Source organism: Aquimarina rhodophyticola (assembly GCF_042434915.1).
GTDB lineage: Bacteria > Bacteroidota > Bacteroidia > Flavobacteriales > Flavobacteriaceae > Aquimarina.
This window is the reverse complement of sequence record NZ_CP170198.1, coordinates 239,389-257,956: the sequence shown is the minus strand read 5'-3', so window position 1 is coordinate 257,956 and position 18,568 is coordinate 239,389. Positions and strand designations below refer to the sequence as shown.

Below are 18,568 nucleotides of genomic sequence, written 5' to 3'. Positions count from 1 at the left end.
TATTCAAAATGGTTCTCAAGTTTTAAAACTTGAGAACCATTTCTTTGTTTTTATATACCTGCTATATAATTATTTATAAAATTTAATTTACTTACCCCTTATTTTAAGGTTACGATTAAATCATCTGCATGAACCATGGTACCAGCTTTTAAATTAACCTTCTTAACAATAGCATCTTCGTTTGCTGTTATAGTTGTTTCCATTTTCATAGCTTCAATTATAAATAAAGGTTCGTTACGTTTCACTTCCTGACCATTTTTTACCAATATGGTGGATAAAGAACCTTGTAAAGGTGCTGCAATTTGTTTTGGATCATTCTTGTCGGCTTTTACATGAACGATTTTTTCAACCTTAATAGATTTATCTTGGATTTCAACATTTCTGGTTTGTCCGTTAACTTTAAAAAATACTGTGACTTTACCATCATCATGTGGTTTCCCGACAGAAATTAATTCGATAAGCAGTGTTTTTCCTTTATCTAGTTCTATAATAATCTCTTCTTCTGGTTGCATACCATAAAAGAAATTTTTGGTCGGAATATTCATCACATTTCCATATTCTACATGATGATTATAGGCTCCAGTAAAAACTTTTGGGTAGAGTTTGTAGGATAAAAAATCTGTAATATCTAGATCTCTTCCCATGCCTTTTTTAAAGACCTTTACAAAATCCTTAAATTCTGCTTCAAAATCTACTGGTTCTAGATGAGCATTGGGTCGATTCGTGAATGATTCTTGACCTTTTAATATAGATTGTTGTAAAATTTTGGGAAATCCTCCTTCGGGCTGACCTAATTCTCCTTTAAATAAGCTAACCACCGATTGTGGAAAAGAAAGAGAATCACCTCGTTCTATAACATCCTGTATAGATAGGTTGTTGCTAACTAGATATTGCGCCATATCTCCTACAACTTTTGAACTTGGCGTAACCTTTACAATATCACCAAATAACGTATTAACTTCTCCATACATTTTTGTGATTTCATGAAAACGATCTGCTAGCCCAAGTCCTTCGGCTTGAGGTTTTAAGTTGGAGTATTGTCCACCCGGAATTTCGTGCTGATACACTTCTCCCGTACCTGCCTTCAAACCAGACTCAAATACATAATAATATTCTCTTACAGCTTCCCAATAATTAGCATATTCGTTTAATTTACTAATATTGATAGGGTTCTCTCTTTCGTGAAAACGCATCATTTCTGCAATCGCATTAAAATTGGGTTGTGATGTAAGCCCAGACAATCCTGCCAAAGCTACATCTACCACATCAACGCCTGCTTCTATAGCTTTAAGATAAGTTGCAGATTGTACTGATGATGTATCATGCGTATGCAGATGAATTGGAATATTTATTTCTGATTTAAGCGCACTAATTAATTCTGAAGCTGCGTATGGCTTTAATAAGCCTGCCATATCTTTTATTCCCAAAATATGTGCTCCTGCATTTTCAATATCCTTTGCAAGCTGGATATAATACTTTAAAGTATACTTGGTACGTTTGGGATCTAATATATCTCCTGTATAGCAAATAGATCCTTCTGCAATACCCTGTGTTTTGGTTCGTACATGTTCTATGCAAGGTGCTATAGATTGCATCCAATTGAGAGAATCGAAAATTCTAAAAATATCAACCCCGTTCTCCCACGATTGTTCTACAAATTTTCCTATCAGATTATCAGGATACGCTTTATAACCAACTCCATTAGAACCTCGAATGAGCATTTGTAGTAATACATTGGGCATTGCTGCTCGTAATGATCGCAATCGCTCCCATGGATTTTCTTTAAGAAATCTTAAACACACATCAAAGGTTGCTCCTCCCCATACCTCCATACTAAAGATTTCGGGATGATTTTTAGCATATCCCTCTGCAACTTTAAGCATATCATAACTACGCATTCGAGTCGCCAGTAAACTTTGATGTGCATCTCGCATCGTAGTATCGGTATACTGAATCTTTTTTTCATCTTTTAACCATTTGGAAAAACCATCGGGCCCTAGTTCTGTAAGTAACTGTTTAGTGCCTTTTGGATGGGTGCCAGTTACATCATATCTAGGTATAATAGGTTGTACAAATTGTTTCTTTGGATCCATGTCTTTAACATCAGGATTTCCATTAATTACAATATCCCCAAGAAAAGTAACTAGTTTGGTTGCTCTGTTACGAGGTTCTTGTATCTGAAATAAACTCTTTGTATTCTGAATAAAGTTAACTGTAGCCGCTCCTTTTCTAAAAGTTTCATTAGATAATATATTGTCTAAAAAAGGCATGTTAGTTTTAACACCACGAATTCTAAACTCTGACAAAGCTCTACGCATTTTACGACAAGCACCATCCAGAGTTCTCCCGCTTGCAGAAACTTTTACTAACATTGAATCAAAGAAAGGTGATATAGTTACCCCTTGATACAAACTACCAGCGTCTAAGCGAATACCGAATCCAGATGCACTGCGATATGTTGTTATTGTCCCATAGTCGGGTTTAAAATTATTCTCGGGATCCTCTGTGGTTATACGGCACTGTAAAGCAAATCCTGTGGTAGTCAAACTTTCCTGACTTTCTATTTTAATTTGTTGATCCGATAGTTTATAGCCACCAGCTATAAAAATCTGAGCTTTTATTAAATCGATACCTGTAACTACTTCGGTAACGGTATGTTCTACTTGAACTCTTGGATTTACTTCAATGAAATAGATATTCCCGTCATCATCTACCAAAAACTCTACAGTCCCAATATTGTTGTATGCTACGGCCTTGCAAATTTTTAAGGCATATGCATACAACTTTTGCTTTGTTTCATTATCCAAACCAAAAGATGGCGCATATTCGATCACTTTTTGATAACGGCGTTGTACAGAACAATCTCGCTCAAAAAGATGCACCATGTTACCATGGTTATCTGCCACTATTTGTATTTCTATATGTTTAGGATTCTCTACAAATTTTTCAAGAAATACGGTATCATCTCCAAATGCATTTCCTGCTTCTCTTTTGGACTCGGGAAATGCTTTTTCTAGAGTTTCTGCATCTCGAATAACACGCATACCTCTACCACCACCGCCAGACGCGGCTTTTAACATGACAGGATAGCCTATCTTTTTTGCTTCTTTTAAAGCAACACTTACGTTTGTGAGATCTTCAGCATTACTTTGGATGATCGGTATATTGTTTTCTACGGCAACTTGTTTTGCCATTATTTTGTCACCTAATGATTTTAATACAGATACTTTTGGACCAATAAAAATAATTCCATTAGCCTCACATTGTGCTGCAAACTCGGCGTTTTCAGACAAGAAACCATATCCTGGATGAATAGCATCTACTTGATTTCTTACTGCTACCTGAATGATTTCACTTATATTGAGATAAGGTTTTAAGGGTTGATTATTCTCTCCTATTTGATAGGCCTCATCGGCTTTATATCGATGTAATGAGTATCGATCCTCATAGGTATATATGCCAACTGTTTTGAGTCCAATTTCTGTACAAGCTCTAAAGATTCGGATAGCAATTTCTCCCCGGTTAGCGACTAAAACCTTTTTAATTTTCATTGTAAGTGTATAAAATATATGATTTTTATTTAGCGAACATTCGCTACGAAGATATTGATTAGAGTGTATCTTTGCAATTATTGATAAAATTTTAAGATCATTTTATACATATGATTAAAATGTTAACATTTTAATGCGATTAATAAAAAAACGGAAGCTAAAGCTTCCGTTTTTTTGCACTATTATAGCATAACTATCTAATAATTTTATACCAACTAATTACTTATTTTTTTGAATTTTATTGTAAAATGCCTTTTCTGTTACATCAGACCATTTTTCTGCCTTTTTCTGAAAATCTGAGTAACTATCATATACCTCTTTTGACAATGGATCTTTTCCTACTAATTCGGTAACTGCTTCTTTGGTATATTCTCTTAAAATATCAAGAATTTCTTCAGAAAATTCTCTCACTTGTACCCCTTCTTCATTTACCAATTTTTCAAGAAATATTGCATTCTGCATATCAAACTCTGCTTGCATCCAAACTTGAACACGTTTGGATGCTCCTTCCAAAATGCTTTGTAAGTGAGGTGGCAATTCATCAAATTTTTGTTTGTTAATAAAAAATTCCATTTGAGAACCTGGCTCGTGCCATCCTGGAGTATAATAATATTTTGAGATTTTATGAAACCCCATCTTATAGTCATGATACGGTCCAATCCATTCTGTAGCATCAATAACACCCCGTTCCAAACTCGTATAAATCTCGCCACCTGCGACTAGTATTGCTGCTCCTCCAGCTTTTTCGAGAACTTTACCCGCAATACCGGGTAACCGCATTTTTAACCCCTTGAAATCATCAATAGTGTTTATTTCTTTATTAAACCATCCTCCCATTTGCACGCCTGTGTTTCCTCCTAAAAAAGGAACAAGATTAAAATTAGCATACGTTTTTTTCCAAAGTTCGTACCCTCCCCCCGATTCTAACCATGATGTTAATTGTAGTTGATTCATACCAAAGGGTACCGCACAAAAAAATTGAGCAGCTGGAGTTTTACCTGCCCAATAATATGATGCTCCAGATCCCATCTCTATCGTCCCATTGGATACAGCATCAAAAGCTTCTAAAGGTGGTACCAGCTCGCCACCACCATAAACTTTAATTTTTATTTGACCATTGGACATCTCTTCAACCCACTCGGCATATTTATTTGCTGCTTCCCCTAGAACAGGAAAATTAGGCGGCCATGTGGTGGTCATCTTCCAATTATACTTTTTACCAGCATCTTGGTTTACCGTTGCATTAGCATTGCCTGAAGCAGAATCCCCACCACAGGATATAAGCAACAATATCATTAAAAGTGATAAAGACTTAGCTGTTTTTTTTAGTGCTCTCATACTATGAATATTTATTTTGATAAAAAAATGATTTCTGGATACAATACAACTAGACCAACAATCAATAACTGAATAATAATAAATGGAATGATCCCTCTATAAATTTGACTTGTTTTGATAGATTCTGGAGCCACACCTTTAAGATAGAAAAGTGCAAACCCGAAGGGAGGTGTTAAAAAGGAGGTTTGTAAATTTAACGCAATAAGAATACCAATCCATAACATATCCATATCTAAGGCATTAAACAAAGGGGTAACGACGGGTACTATTATAAAAACTATTTCGATGAAATCGATAAAAAATCCAGCGATAAATATTACCACCATAACGAGTAGTAAAAATAATAAAGGTGATAAATCAGAGGATAAGATTAACTCTTGCAAATACTCGTCTCCTCCAAGAGTTCTAAATACTAGAGTAAAGGTGGTAGCGCCGAGTAAAATAAAAAACACCATCGTAGTAAGCTTAGTTGTTTCTTGAGCTACTTCTTTTAATATTTTGAAACTGAATTTTTTTTGTAGGATAGTTAAGATAGTTGCTCCTAACGCTCCAATCGCTGAAGCTTCGGTTGGAGAGGCTATTCCCGTAAAAATTGAACCTAAAACAAGTACAATCAGCAATATGGGTAAAACAAGAACTTTTATGATTTTGGCTGTGAAGTTTGTTCCTCTAAACGCTTTAATCTCTTCTACGGGTATCGCTGGGGCATCGTTCTTATGTATCACAGCTTTAATCAAGATGTAAAGAATATAGAGGGCTACCAAAATCAATCCAGGAAGCATAGCTGCCGAAAATAATGATCCTACATCGACTGATGCTGTTCCTCGAGAGGAACTATTAATTGTGTCTGCCAAAAGAACCAACACTATAGATGGCGGAATAATTTGCCCTAAAGTCCCCGAAGAAGCAATTACACCCGTAGCTAACTCTGGCGAATACCCTCGTTTTAACATTGTAGGCAAACTTATCAATCCCATAGTAACAACTGTTGCTCCTACAATACCTGTAGAAGCAGCTAATAATGCACCCACTATTACAACTGAAATCGCTAGCCCGCCCCGAACAGTTCCAAACATCATAGCCATCGTTTCTAACAAATTTTGTGCTAAGCCAGATTTTTCTAGCATAATACCCATAAAGATAAACAGGGGAACTGCCATTAATACATAATTATTAACTACTCCCATGATTCGTGAAGGTAAAATATTGAATGTGCTTAGCGAAAAATAATCTGGAGCTATACTAGCAATGGCAATAGCAAAGAGCACCGAAATACCGCCTAGGGTAAAGGCTACAGGATAGCCTTTTAAAATAAAAACAAAAATAACAACAAACAATATAACAGCTAGTACCTCCATCAATTAAACTTTATTTAGGATTGTTCGTATAGATTTTAAACAGTGAGATATACCTTGAAGTAATAGAAAGACGAAACCGAGTGTTATACTAAATTTTAGAAGATATAGTGCGGGTAAACCTCCTGGTTGTGCAGAATTTTCACCCATAAGAAAAGATGAATACCCATACCGCCATGAGGCCATGATAATTATTAAACACCATGGAAGTAAGAAAATTATTGCCCCCATGAGATCAATCCATGCCTTTGACTTGTCAGATAATTTAGCATAAAACACATCTACTCTAACATGTTTTTCATGCTTGAATGTATAGCCTGATGCTAGTAAGAATACTAGTCCAAATAAATAAATTTCAATTTCTACAATCCATATGTACGTAAATTCAAACACATATCTTATAAAAACATCTGTACTAATTACAACGATCATGAGTACAGAGAGCCAACTTACTACCTTTCCAACTTTTTCATTAATCCAATCTAGAATTTTTATAACAGCATCCACAGTATAAGATTTGATTGGAAAATTTAACAAAATTAAACCTTCCTATTGTATAATGATTTGTGATTTAAAGCACTAAGTGGCTGTAAACATTATAAATATAGTTAATATTATAGAACTATGGATATAATAAAAGAACTTGAACACAATAAAAACAACTGTGCAAAACTTCATAAATAAAAGTTTTAACACAATTATAGTGTATTTCGAACTATAAAATAACTATGAAATTTTATAGTATAAGACCTTTTGGATTGAGAGGTTAATTATTAAAAATATTATAATGATGCATTCAGCATATATAAAATGACATAGTGTACATCTAAATAGAAATATTTTTACACTTATCTATTATTTTAAAAAGAGGGCACACTTATTATTTGGATAAAATAGAAGAATTACTACGATTTATCGTGTAAAAACTAGTTCATTATTTTTGATAGTTTCCTCTTCGCTAAAACCATAACCATCGTAGTTAAACCCTTTTAAATCTTCTATTGTTTGCGCATCTGTATCCAAAATATAACGAACCATAAGTCCGCGTGCTTTTTTGGCATAAAAACTGATTATTTTTAACTTGTCATTTTTCCAATCCTTAAACACTGGAGTAATTACTGGCACCTTCAGTAATTTAGTGTCAACTGCTTTAAAATATTCATTACTTGCCAAATTTAGAAACAACTCATTATCTTTTAACTCCTCATTAAGTGCTTTTGTAATTACTGGCTTCCATATTTCATAAAGTGTATTATGTTGTTCGACAGATAACTTTGTTCCCATTTCTAACCGATAAGGTTGTATAAGATCCAAAGGTTTTAATATTCCGTATAAACCAGAAAGAATGCGTAATGTATCTTGTAATTTATTCAATTTATTACTTTTGATTGTGTACGCTTCTAAACCTGTATAAACATCTCCGTCAAAAGCATACACTGCAGGTCTCGAATTTGAAGTTGTATGTTCTAATTCAAATTCTTTATTACGAACATAGTTGAGATCTGCAAGCTTATCACTAATATGCATCAACTCACCAAGTTCATTTTTACTTAGTTGAACCAATCTGTCATTAATCTTATTGGTAATTTCCAAAAATGAAGGTTGTGTAAAACGTGTTGTTGGTAACGAATCCTGATAATTTAAAGATTTTGCGGGAGATATTACAATTTTCATTAGCTGCTTTTAAGTCAAAAATACATACTTGACAACGTATATAGAATAGATTTTAGAAATAATTTTCTATGTATGTATTTAAAATATCTATACCTTAAGATTATATCGATTAACTACTCTTCTAATAAAGTTTGATTTTTGGCATAGGCTCGCCATTTTTCAATACAACTTTTAATATCCCTGGGAATCTCACTTTCAAAATGCATCTTTTCACCAGTAGTAGGGTGAATAAAACCTAAGGTTCGAGCGTGTAATGCTTGTCTAGGTAAAACTTTAAAACAATTATCTACAAACTGCTTATATTTGGTAAAAGTTGTCCCCTTAAGAATTTTTTCTCCGCCATAACGCTCATCGTTAAACAAGGTATGTCCTATATGCTTCATATGCACCCTTATTTGATGTGTTCTCCCTGTCTCTAATTTACAGCAAACCAAAGTCACATAGCCTAATCGTTCTAAAACTTTAAAGTGGGTAACAGCTGGTTTCCCCTTGTGCTCTTCTTCTCCGTAATACACCGTGTTTTGTAGTCTATTTTTGGGATGTCTCCCGATATTACCTTCAATGGTTCCTTCATCCTCTGTTATGTTTCCCCATACTATAGCGATATATTCTCGTTCTGATGTCTTATCAAAAAATTGTTTTGCCAGATGTGTCATTGCTTCTTCTGTCTTGGCAATCACCAAAAGTCCGCTAGTATCCTTGTCAATTCGATGCACTAAACCTGGACGATTACTGCTATTATTGGGTAAATTTTCAAAATGATATATCAAAGCATTGATTAAGGTTCCTGAATAATTTCCATGACCAGGATGTACAACCATTCCGGCTGGTTTATCTACTACTAATAGTGCCTCATCTTCGTACACAATATCCAAAGGAATGGCCTCTGGGGTCAATAATTGTTCATAGGGTGGATGTGTAAATAAAACACGGACTACATCATTGGGTTTAACCTTATAATTAGATTTAACAGGAATATCATTGACAAATACACTCCCATCTTTTGCAGCTTGTTGAATTTTATTACGTGTTGCATTTTCAACAAAATTCATTAAAAATTTATCGACACGTAAGGGCTCTTGTCCACTACTCGCAACAAATCGATGGTGTTCATATAAATCATCATCACTCGTATCAAAATTCTCTGGTTCTTTATAATCTTCCAACGTAAATACTATTAAAATTAAAATATATTAATACTCTTAGAGTAGCTCACTGCTTTAGAAAATCTGTGTAGCGCTTAATTATTATTGGATAGATTAATTGTTCTGCCTTTTCCATCACCCAAAACTAAATCAATGGTAGATGTTTTCATGAGTTTTGTCCCTGGTTTAATACGTTTTCCTTTGTGCCGAAGTTCTAAAACCATGTCTTCTGCAATATTAGGCTTATACGTAATTGAACCGATTTGAAATCCTAATGCCAGTAATTTGGGCTCTACCTGTCTTCGCGTCTTTTGTATGACGTCTTTAGGAATTTCTATTTTACGATAGCCAGATGGATTCAAGGTTACATAAATCTTTCGATTCTCTTTAACACCATTACCTGCAGCAGGATTTTGTTCGATCACCGAATATCGAGGATAATCAGGATCAAAATTTGCAGAGTCTTGCACCTCATAACGTAACTCTTTTTCCTCTAAAATTTGTTTAACTTCGTCCAAGGTTTTTTTACTTAAACTTGGAACTATTATGCGCTGGTCATGGTTTGTCGTACTATCCAACCATTCTAAGGTTACAAAGCATAAAATCACAAATAAGGCCACAGCAAGTATTAGCTGAATTAGAAAAAGTTTGCTAAAAATAAATTTGAAGAAATTCATATACAGATCGATAGTTTGCGCAAAGATATAAAAACGGAAAGTTTTATGCTTTGTTATTAGATAAATGATATTTTTGTTATTAAACATTAGTTAATGAAAAAGAACATTGCCATACTCATGGGTGGATACTCCAGTGAATTTGACGTATCTATTAATAGCGGAAACGTGGTCTATAAACATATTGATCGAGAGGCATACAATCCATATAGAGTTCACATTACCAAAGAGCAATGGTTTTATGTAGACGACCAGAACATCACGCATCCAATTGACAGAAATGATTTTTCCATTCTTATAGCGGGTAATAAAATCACATTCGATGCTGCTTTTAATACTGTTCACGGTACTCCAGGTGAAGACGGATTGCTACAAGCTTATTTTAGGTTATTAAGAATCCCCCAAACCTCTTGCGATTTTTATCAAGCAGCCCTTTCTTTTAATAAGCGAGACTGCATTAGCACGCTTAAACCTTACGGAATTCCTACGGCAAGTAATTATTTTCTTAATCAAGGAGATCCTATAGATCCCGAAGCGATTATTAAAGCAGTTGGTCTTCCTTGTTTTGTAAAAGCTAACAAAGCTGGAAGTAGTTATGGTATTTCAAAAGTCAAAAAGCTTTCCGAATTGCTACCCGCAATAGAGTACGCCTACAAAGAAGATGACGAAATTATTATTGAATCTTTTTTAAGTGGGACTGAGGTATCTGTGGGTGTTATTAATTTTAATGGTGAAGATATTGTTTTGCCCATAACCGAAATCGTAAGTCACAATGAGTTTTTTGATTATGAAGCAAAGTATTTAGGTCAATCGGAAGAAATCACTCCTGCTAGATTATCAGAGGAGGACACCGAAAAGGTAAAAAAGCTCGCACTAAAAGTATACCAAACGCTCAAAATGAAAGGGTTTTCTCGTAGCGAATACATCTTTCACAACGGTGAACCTCACTTTTTAGAACTAAACACAAATCCTGGATTAAGTGAAGCCAGCATCTTACCACAACAGGCTTTAAAAGCAGGGATATCACTACAAGAATTATTCACTAATGTAATTGAAGCGTGTATTAGTAAACCCGCATGGAGCGAAATTTAATTCGATAAAAAAATTATGAAAAGAGCAGTTTTTCCGGGATCCTTTGATCCAATTACATTAGGTCATTACGATATCATAGAACGTGGACTTACATTATTTGATGAGATTATCCTAGCCATAGGTATTAACGCAGATAAAAACTATATGTTTTCCCTTGAAGAAAGAACCTATTTTATGAGAGAAGCCTTTAAAAATGAACCTAGAATCAAGGTTACCACTTACAAAGGCTTGACAGTAGATTTTTGTCGTAAGCAAAATGCACAATTTATTTTAAGAGGACTTCGTAACCCTGGGGATTTTGAGTTCGAAAAGGCAATAGCCCACACCAATCGCAAAATGTCAGAAATCGAAACTGTCTTTTTATTAACCTCATCAGGGAAAAGTTATATCTCTTCATCTATTGTGCGCGATGTAATTCGTCATGGAGGGGATTATACTGGACTCGTTCCAGATACGGTGCGTGTAAGCAAGTAATATATGAAAAGACATTTAGGAGCAATTAAGGTCGTCGTAAACGACTACGATGAAGCTATTTCGTATTATACAAAAAGTCTAGGGTTTGTGGTTATCGAAGATTTAAAAATTGATAATACTAAACGCTGGGTTGTTATCGCTCCTAATCAAGAGGCCGAAACTCAACTAATTTTAGGCAAAGCTGCAAATGAGACTCAAAAGCTAGCTATTGGTAATCAAACCGGTGGTCGCGTATTTTTATTTCTTCATACCGATGATTTTTGGAGGGATTATAATTTTATGAAAGATAAAGGGGTGGTTTTTAAGGAAGAACCACGAGAAGAACCTTATGGTACTGTAGTAGTTTTTGAAGATTTGTATGGCAACACTTGGGATTTGATAGAGAAAACTAACTAAAATTGCTGTTTTTTTTAAAAAAATAAAGTGGATATTTAATATATTTAATTTATAAAATATAACCCATGCAAATCCACGAAACTGCTTTTATAATATCTACCTATCGCTCATTGTACCCCGAAGTAAGCAAAGATCCTTATGCACACCTTTGGAACAATCCCAAAACGAATGAGCTCCTTCCCGAAATATTGGATACAATTTCTAAGCATGAGCCGTTAATGCATAGTTTGAGAAACCGTTTTTTTCTAGAAGAGCTGACTACGTTTTTTGAACAACATCCTAACGGTACATTTCTTAATTTTGGAGCTGGTTTTAGTATGTATCAATTTGTTTTACCCAAATCAGTGCAGACAATCGAGATTGATAAAAAAGATATTGTAGACTATAAAAAAGAAAAAATTACTACTTGGATAAAAGAGGGGGTGATACCAAAGCGTAATATCAAATACCTATCAATGGACTTTAATACGATTTCAGTAGCTAAAAAAGCTGATGAATTACTTAGTTTATTATCAAACACCCCAACTTTTATATTGCTAGAAGGGGTACTGTTTTTTCTCAATGCTGATACGACAAATCAATTGTTTAAAATATTTGGAAAGATTCAAAAAAGTGGAGATATCTTGGGCAGTGTTTCCTACGATCCGAAAGTGAAAAACACAGAGGTATACCAAAAATTATTGACGTATTTTGATAAGAATAACAATACCAATGATACGTTTGCACATCAAACACTTCCACTTTCCTTTTATCAAAATCAAGAAGAGTATGAAGTAATTAAACATACGGATGAATTCGAAATTGTTCATCAATACGCTCCACACCATTTACTTCCTTCAAAAACAAGGGTACTTAATGAAAGTTTATATGTATTAAAAAGGCATTAGATTCCCGAAATCAGCGCTCCGCAAATCCCTAAACCTACTATTAAATACACGCCAGCTAAAATAAAAAAAACTTTTGCAGCTTTCTTTACTGAAGCTCTCCAAAGTAAAAAACCTATCAATGCCAAAAGTAGAGGAGGTCCAAACATTACTCCCAGAATAAGATAGATAATTCCGTCATAATTGCCTCCTTCCAAAAACAACATACTTATTTTCATATTTCGTGATTTCTAAGTTTTTCTAAATATTCGCGTTTATCATCCCTATAAAAAAGATTCATCGTCTCAAAAGGAATGATTTTATAATCTTTATCAACTATATGCACACAAGATTTTTTTATAGAACGTACGTCAAAATTATAGGCATCTATAAATTGCATAATGATAATCCTAAAAAGATTGTCGTACCCCAAATTAGGTGCCTCAATCTCGGGTAAACAACACATAATAGATTTTAAATTTTCTTTAGCTTTTGCTACAGAATTTCCAGTACTGAATAGTTCCAGCATCTTGCCATGCAACTCTTGATCCTGTTCGTATACAATGGTATTCTTTCCATTATCTAATAAATCAGCAGGATTAATATACCGAGTAAGAGGTACAATGGTATCGTCTTGTTTAAGTGCATATCCCATAACAAGTGCATCAGGATTACAAGGCACAGGAATGAGATCATCTGATACAAAAACGGGAAATTGTTCTAATATTTTCCTGCGCACCTCGGTTAAGGTTATACGATTTTTTTGGGCATCAAAATCTTCCAAACGACCTGCTATTTGTGTAGGCTGAAAAGTTACACCCCGCACACATTTTTGTTGTACTGCATAGGATAAAATTTCTCCTATCTCTATGTCATTTAAATCTTTCTCTAGCGTTACAACCAAAGTAGTCGACAAATTAAATTCGTTTAAATGATCGATAGCTTTTTTACGCACCTGCGTAAGGTCTTCACCACGTAACTTTTTTAAAACCTCTGGCTTGAGTGAATCAAATTGTAAATAAATTTCAAAATCTGGCATAAATGCTGCAAGACGCTCTACGAATTTCTTGTCCTTTGCTATTCTAATACCATTCGTATTTAGCATTAAATGTCGTATTGGTAGTTTTTTTGCATATTGCAATATTTCAAAAAACTGAGGATGTACGGTAGGTTCTCCTCCACTTAGTTGAACTACATCGGGTTCTTTTTCATTGATAACAATGGTATCGAGCATTTTTTTAATTTCATCTAGTGTACGATGTCTTCCGTAGGTAGGAGAAGACCCAGCATAACACGTCGGACAGCTCAAATTACAACGGTCTGTAACCTCTATAATCGATAAACATGAATGCTGCTCATGATCCGGACATAACCCACAATCATATGGGCATCCATAATCTGTGGTGGTATTGAATTTATAAGGAAACTCTGAAGGTTTATTGTAATTTCTTATATTTTTATAATATTCAACATCATCGGCAATCAATACTTTAGAACGCCCATGCTCTGGACATCGTTTGAGCATATAAACCTTTTCATCCTCAAATACTATTTTGGCATCAATCCTTTTAAGACAAGTTGGACATAAACTTAGCGTAAAGTCGTAATATGTATAAGGTCGAGTAGGCATAGCGTATTAGGTTATTTTTTAAGCGTATAATTTAACGATATTTACCTAAACTCAGGAACGTCCATTTTTGAGATAAAACTCATGATCGTTTTACTATAGTAAAGCAGACACAAAATACATAAATACTGTATACTACTAATACCAAAAATTAAAAACTCGTTAGGTTTCAAAAACTCAATAAAAAAGCGAAAAGAAAAATATAGAATCATAAAGACACGAAAAAGCAAGCCTTCATGTATTTTAAATTGAGCCTCTCTAATTTTTAAAAAAGTCCATAAAGCTACTAAAAAAATAATTTCATATAGTGCTAATGGATGACGATATATTCCATCTCCTAAATCAATTCCTAAAATAAAATCGGTTTTAACACCAAAGGTAAATTCTTTGATCCCGTATAAAAGACAACCTATTCTTCCTATGCCAATGGCAAGTATAAGTGGATAGGTAAAAAGGTCCCCCGATGATTGTTGTTCCCCTATTATCTTTTTACTCAATTCGACACCCAAGAGTCCACCAAAAAGGCCACCCATGATAGTTTTAGCATTTAACAAATCCAAAAACATTTCAAAATCTGAAAGTTTAATTGGATTCTCTAAATATCCAAAAAATCGAGAACCTAAAAAAGCACCAAAAACTGCACCAATTATTATAGAAAGTCGATTATTGGTAGAGATTACATCTTTGGTGTTTTTACGCAAATAAACATAATATCGAAAGCCTATAAAAAATGCCAGATACTCAAAAAGTAAATGGATATTCAATTGAAAACCGAAGATAACAGGCTCAAAAGGAATATCCATTATAATTTATTGATCAGTTTGTTAGATCAGATAAAGATATAAAATCTTATTTACTTCATAACTTTGGCCATGACGTGATAACGAGGATCATCGACATTATGCTCGATAACGCCCGCCAATTTAGGCGAAGCCTTAATCATCAATGCTTGACATTCTTCACTTAAATGTTTTATGCGAACGTGTTTGCCTGCTTCTTCGTACTTTTGAACCAAATTAAATATAGCCTCCAAAGCAGAGTGATCTGTCACACGGGATTCCATAAAATCAATCTCAATTGTATCTGGATCATTTTTAACATCAAATTTACCATTGAAATCTTGTATAGAGCCAAAAAATAAAGGCCCCCAAATTTCATAAACTTTGGTACCATCATCTTTTACACTTTTACGTGCACGTATGCGTTTTGCATTTTCCCAAGCAAAAACCAATGCTGATATAATCACTCCTACAAATACGGCAATTGCCAAATCATAGACCACAGTAACTGCAGAAACAATAATTAAAACTGCGGCATCGGCTTTCGGAATTTTTCTGAGAATTCTAAAACTCGACCAAGCAAATGTTTCTATAACCATCATAAACATTACCCCCACCAAGGCGGCAATGGGCACTTGCTCTATATACTGGTCTGTAAATAGTATAAAGGTTAATAAGGTAAGTGCCATCATTATACCTGATAAACGTCCCCGACCTCCAGCATTAATATTAATCACCGTTTGTCCAATCATACCACAACCTCCTGTTCCACCAAACAGTCCACTCATCATATTACCGAGTCCTTGTGCCATACACTCCCTGTTACCATTACCACGAGACTCTGTAAGTTCATCTACCAGATTCATAGTCATTAAAGATTCTATAAGCCCGACTGATGCAGCTAGAAAAGCATATGGTAAAATAAAGGAAAAGGTGTCAGCAGTGAATGGTAAATATTCCCATAATTCTAGATTTGGTGTTGGTAATTCTCCAGAAAGACCATCGCCTCCTCCTTCTCGAATATAGGATCCAACCGTACTAACCTTAAGCTTGGTTATAATTACCACACCCGTTGTAACTAATATCGCGGTTAATGCAGCTGGTATTTTGGTTGTAAGTTTTGGTAGTAACCAGACGATACCCATGGTTAAAAGAACCAAAGCAAGTGTTATGTATAGTTCACTGCCCTCCATAGGAATGCTAATATATTTTTTAACTCCACTAGCAGTTATCTCCAACTGTTTATGAGAAAACATTTTAACTTGTGCTATAAAAATCACAATTGCTAATCCGTTCACAAAACCCATCATTACCGGATGAGGAATCAAACGTACAAATCGACCTAATTTTAATACACCAGCTCCAATTTGAATGACTCCCATTAAGATAACCGTAGCCAGTAAATAGTAATAACCCATGTTCTCAACAGGAGTTTCAAAGGCTAATCCTCTAGCATGACCTTCAGAAATTAAATGAACAAAAATCACAGCCACTGCACCGGCAGCTCCAGATATAAGACCTGGTCTTCCACCAAAAATAGCCGCAATTAATCCAATAATAAATGCACCCGACAAGGCTACCAAAGGATCTATTTGAGCTACAAAGGCAAAGGCTACTACTTCGGGTATCATGGCTAATGATACAGTGATTCCTGCCAATACATCATCTTTGGCGTTTGGAACAATTTTTCTTACAAACTCTGTCATAGTACTATTTTTGGAGATGCAAAAGTAACGTTATTTTATATTGTAACAAGTAAAACTACTTTTATAGCCTTGTATTCCTTTATGATATTTGTAAGAACTTGAATTAAAAATCTTTTTATCTTTATCCAATAATATATGTATTCATGAATAGCACACGTTTCAATCTGGTTTCATTACTCATTTTTTTATTGTTTTTTAATACGCTTACGCTGAAAAGTCAAACACAAGAGTATGTTACTCTTTTTGAAACAAGCAACGGTACCGAAACCCCTACTTATTCTGAAGTCATTCGATTTTACAAAAAACTCTCAAAAGATTTTAAAGAAATTGAAATACGGGAAATGGGTATGACCGATAGTGGCTATCCTCTTCATTTAGTAATTTTTTCTGCAGATACCACTTTTGATTTTAAAGAACATAGAAAAAACAAAAATACCCTTTTAATCAATAATGGCATACATCCTGGCGAGAGTGATGGTATTGATGCTACGATGCTTTTATTTAGAGATCTTGCCCTCAAAAAAAATGAAGTGCCAAAAAACACCATAATAGCAACAATTCCCATTTATAATATAGGAGGTGCATTGAATCGAAACTCGGGGACTCGCACGAATCAAAATGGACCAAAAGAATATGGTTTTAGAGGCAATGCGCGCAACTATGATTTGAATCGTGACTTTATAAAAAGTGACACCAAAAATGCCATTGCTTTCGCTGAAATTTTTCATATAGTGAAACCCGATGTTTTCATAGATAATCATGTGAGTAATGGAGCTGATTACCAATATACCTTAACACACTTATTTACACAGCACAACAAACTTGGAGGTATCTTGGGAGACTACCTGCACACTAGTTTTCAACCACAATTAGAAGCTTCTCTCCAATCTAAAAAATGGGATATTACACCTTATGTAAATGTTTGGGGAACCACTCCCGACAAAGGTTTTTCACAATTTATAGATCACCCTAGATATTCAACTGGATACACCACGCTTTGGAACACTCTAGGCATGATGGTAGAAACTCACATGCTTAAACCTTATAAAAAGCGGGTTAATGGTACCTATGAGCTAATGATATCTATGGTACAAATTATAGAAAAAGAAGGTTCAAAAATAAAAGAATTACGAGCAAAAACTTTTGATCGAATAAGTTCCTTACAAAAATATCCTGTGCAATGGAAAGTTGATACTTCTAAGGTAACCAAAATAAAGTTTAAGGGATATGAAGGTCAGTTAGTGCGTAGCGAAGTTACGGGTAAAAATCGACTCAAGTACAATAGAGAACAACCCTACACTAAAGAAGTAAATTATCAAAATTATTTTAAGCCAGCAGAGAATGTTTTAATACCAAAAGGATACATTATACCAAAAGGTCAATGGCAAATTCTAGAGAAATTAAAACGCAACCAAATATTGATTACCAAATACGATGCAGACACCACTTTAATAGCAGAGGTTTACTATATTAAAAGTTTTAGAACAAAAGAAACACCGTACGAAGGACATTACTTGCACTCTGATACTAAGGTCACCCCTAGCATTCAGCAGGTAACTGTTAACCAAGGTGATTTTTATGTAACTACCAATCAACCTGGAATTAGATATGTATTAGAAACGCTAGAACCAGAAGCAATTGATTCATTTTTTAACTGGAATTTTTTTGATAGCATTTTGCAACAAAAAGAAGGATTTTCTGCTTACGTTTGGGAGGATAAAGCATTTGAAATTCTGAAAGAAAATAGAGAACTCAAAAAAGCATTTGAACTCAAAAAAAAGGACAGCGTTTTTGCAAAAAACGGCTATCAACAATTAGATTGGCTTCACAAACAATCCGATCATTATGAAAAGGCTCATAATCGTTATCCTATTTATCGTATTTTAAAATAAAA

The 18,568-nt window shown here is 34.4% G+C and carries 16 protein-coding genes; 5 read left to right on the top strand and 11 right to left on the bottom strand.

Going from position 1 to position 18,568, the window contains the following annotated elements; all coding sequences use genetic code 11:
- Positions 1-98: 98 nt before the first annotated feature.
- From ACE939_RS01280 to ACE939_RS01250, 7 genes are all read right to left on the bottom strand, one after another.
- Positions 99-3,551, bottom strand: a complete 3,453-nt coding sequence (locus ACE939_RS01280) for a pyruvate carboxylase (RefSeq protein WP_378186962.1) — start codon at positions 3,549-3,551, stop codon at positions 99-101.
- 219 nt (positions 3,552-3,770) lie between these two features.
- The gene (locus ACE939_RS01275) at positions 3,771-4,889 is read right to left on the bottom strand and encodes a TRAP transporter substrate-binding protein (protein WP_378186961.1); all 1,119 of its coding nucleotides are present in this window, start codon (positions 4,887-4,889) and stop codon (positions 3,771-3,773) included.
- Between the two features lie 11 nt (positions 4,890-4,900).
- Positions 4,901-6,247: a TRAP transporter large permease subunit gene (locus ACE939_RS01270; protein ID WP_378186960.1), complete on the bottom strand. Its 1,347-nt coding sequence runs from the start codon at positions 6,245-6,247 to the stop codon at positions 4,901-4,903.
- Positions 6,248-6,250: 3 nt separating this feature from the next.
- Positions 6,251-6,751 (bottom strand): TRAP transporter small permease subunit, encoded by a 501-nt coding sequence (locus tag ACE939_RS01265; RefSeq protein ID WP_378186959.1) that lies wholly within the window; start codon positions 6,749-6,751, stop codon positions 6,251-6,253.
- 405 nt (positions 6,752-7,156) lie between these two features.
- Positions 7,157-7,918 (bottom strand): peroxide stress protein YaaA, encoded by a 762-nt coding sequence (yaaA, locus tag ACE939_RS01260; RefSeq protein WP_378186958.1) that lies wholly within the window; start codon positions 7,916-7,918, stop codon positions 7,157-7,159.
- 113 nt (positions 7,919-8,031) lie between these two features.
- On the bottom strand, positions 8,032-9,084 hold the full coding sequence (locus ACE939_RS01255; RefSeq protein WP_378186957.1) for an RluA family pseudouridine synthase: 1,053 nt from the start codon (positions 9,082-9,084) through the stop codon (positions 8,032-8,034).
- 74 nt (positions 9,085-9,158) lie between these two features.
- Complete coding sequence (locus ACE939_RS01250; RefSeq protein ID WP_378186956.1) at positions 9,159-9,740, bottom strand: PASTA domain-containing protein; 582 nt, start codon at positions 9,738-9,740, stop codon at positions 9,159-9,161.
- A gap of 93 nt (positions 9,741-9,833) precedes the next feature.
- Here ACE939_RS01250 and ACE939_RS01245 point away from each other — a divergent pair, with 93 nt between their 5' ends.
- The 4 genes from ACE939_RS01245 (at position 9,834) to ACE939_RS01230 (ending at position 12,586) form a co-directional block, all read left to right on the top strand.
- Complete coding sequence (locus tag ACE939_RS01245) at positions 9,834-10,829, top strand: D-alanine--D-alanine ligase (RefSeq protein WP_378186955.1); 996 nt, start codon at positions 9,834-9,836, stop codon at positions 10,827-10,829.
- A gap of 15 nt (positions 10,830-10,844) precedes the next feature.
- A complete protein-coding gene (coaD, locus tag ACE939_RS01240; RefSeq protein WP_378186954.1) occupies positions 10,845-11,303 on the top strand; it encodes a pantetheine-phosphate adenylyltransferase in 459 nt (152 codons plus the stop codon).
- Between the two features lie 3 nt (positions 11,304-11,306).
- Positions 11,307-11,699: a VOC family protein gene (locus ACE939_RS01235; RefSeq protein ID WP_378186953.1), complete on the top strand. Its 393-nt coding sequence runs from the start codon at positions 11,307-11,309 to the stop codon at positions 11,697-11,699.
- Positions 11,700-11,764: 65 nt separating this feature from the next.
- Positions 11,765-12,586 carry a class I SAM-dependent methyltransferase gene (locus ACE939_RS01230; RefSeq protein ID WP_378186952.1) on the top strand — a complete coding sequence of 274 codons (822 nt, stop codon included), beginning with the start codon at positions 11,765-11,767 and terminating at the stop codon, positions 12,584-12,586.
- Here the strand turns inward: ACE939_RS01230 and ACE939_RS01225 are convergent.
- The 4 genes from ACE939_RS01225 to ACE939_RS01210 are packed head-to-tail and all read right to left on the bottom strand — an operon-like array spanning position 12,583 to position 16,674.
- Positions 12,583-12,801, bottom strand: coding sequence for a hypothetical protein (locus ACE939_RS01225; protein ID WP_378186951.1), 219 nt, complete (start codon positions 12,799-12,801; stop codon positions 12,583-12,585). The genes ACE939_RS01230 and ACE939_RS01225 overlap by 4 nt on opposite strands.
- The gene (locus tag ACE939_RS01220; protein ID WP_378186950.1) at positions 12,798-14,192 is read right to left on the bottom strand and encodes a radical SAM protein; all 1,395 of its coding nucleotides are present in this window, start codon (positions 14,190-14,192) and stop codon (positions 12,798-12,800) included. Before ACE939_RS01220 ends, ACE939_RS01225 begins: the two co-directional genes overlap by 4 nt.
- 41 nt (positions 14,193-14,233) lie before the next feature.
- Entirely contained in the window at positions 14,234-14,992 is a 759-nt protein-coding gene (locus ACE939_RS01215; RefSeq protein ID WP_378186949.1) for a prolipoprotein diacylglyceryl transferase, read from the bottom strand.
- 50 nt (positions 14,993-15,042) lie between these two features.
- Positions 15,043-16,674, bottom strand: a complete 1,632-nt coding sequence (locus ACE939_RS01210) for a SulP family inorganic anion transporter (RefSeq protein ID WP_378186948.1) — start codon at positions 16,672-16,674, stop codon at positions 15,043-15,045.
- Between the two features lie 143 nt (positions 16,675-16,817).
- On the opposite strand from ACE939_RS01210, the gene ACE939_RS01205 reads away from it, so the two are divergent.
- Entirely contained in the window at positions 16,818-18,566 is a 1,749-nt protein-coding gene (locus tag ACE939_RS01205) for a M14 family metallopeptidase (protein ID WP_378186947.1), read from the top strand.
- Positions 18,567-18,568: the final 2 nt, after the last annotated feature.

Coding starts and splice junctions, on each gene's coding strand:
- ACE939_RS01280 (WP_378186962.1), bottom strand. CDS start 3,551: ATGAAAATTAAAAAGGTTTTAGTCGCTAACCGGGGAGAAATTGCTATC.
- ACE939_RS01275 (WP_378186961.1), bottom strand. CDS start 4,889: ATGAGAGCACTAAAAAAAACAGCTAAGTCTTTATCACTTTTAATGATA.
- ACE939_RS01270 (WP_378186960.1), bottom strand. CDS start 6,247: ATGGAGGTACTAGCTGTTATATTGTTTGTTGTTATTTTTGTTTTTATT.
- yaaA (WP_378186958.1), bottom strand. CDS start 7,918: ATGAAAATTGTAATATCTCCCGCAAAATCTTTAAATTATCAGGATTCG.
- ACE939_RS01250 (WP_378186956.1), bottom strand. CDS start 9,740: ATGAATTTCTTCAAATTTATTTTTAGCAAACTTTTTCTAATTCAGCTA.
- ACE939_RS01245 (WP_378186955.1), top strand. CDS start 9,834: ATGAAAAAGAACATTGCCATACTCATGGGTGGATACTCCAGTGAATTT.
- coaD (WP_378186954.1), top strand. CDS start 10,845: ATGAAAAGAGCAGTTTTTCCGGGATCCTTTGATCCAATTACATTAGGT.
- ACE939_RS01235 (WP_378186953.1), top strand. CDS start 11,307: ATGAAAAGACATTTAGGAGCAATTAAGGTCGTCGTAAACGACTACGAT.
- ACE939_RS01230 (WP_378186952.1), top strand. CDS start 11,765: ATGCAAATCCACGAAACTGCTTTTATAATATCTACCTATCGCTCATTG.
- ACE939_RS01225 (WP_378186951.1), bottom strand. CDS start 12,801: ATGAAAATAAGTATGTTGTTTTTGGAAGGAGGCAATTATGACGGAATT.
- ACE939_RS01220 (WP_378186950.1), bottom strand. CDS start 14,192: ATGCCTACTCGACCTTATACATATTACGACTTTACGCTAAGTTTATGT.
- ACE939_RS01215 (WP_378186949.1), bottom strand. CDS start 14,992: ATGGATATTCCTTTTGAGCCTGTTATCTTCGGTTTTCAATTGAATATC.
- ACE939_RS01210 (WP_378186948.1), bottom strand. CDS start 16,674: ATGACAGAGTTTGTAAGAAAAATTGTTCCAAACGCCAAAGATGATGTA.
- ACE939_RS01205 (WP_378186947.1), top strand. CDS start 16,818: ATGAATAGCACACGTTTCAATCTGGTTTCATTACTCATTTTTTTATTG.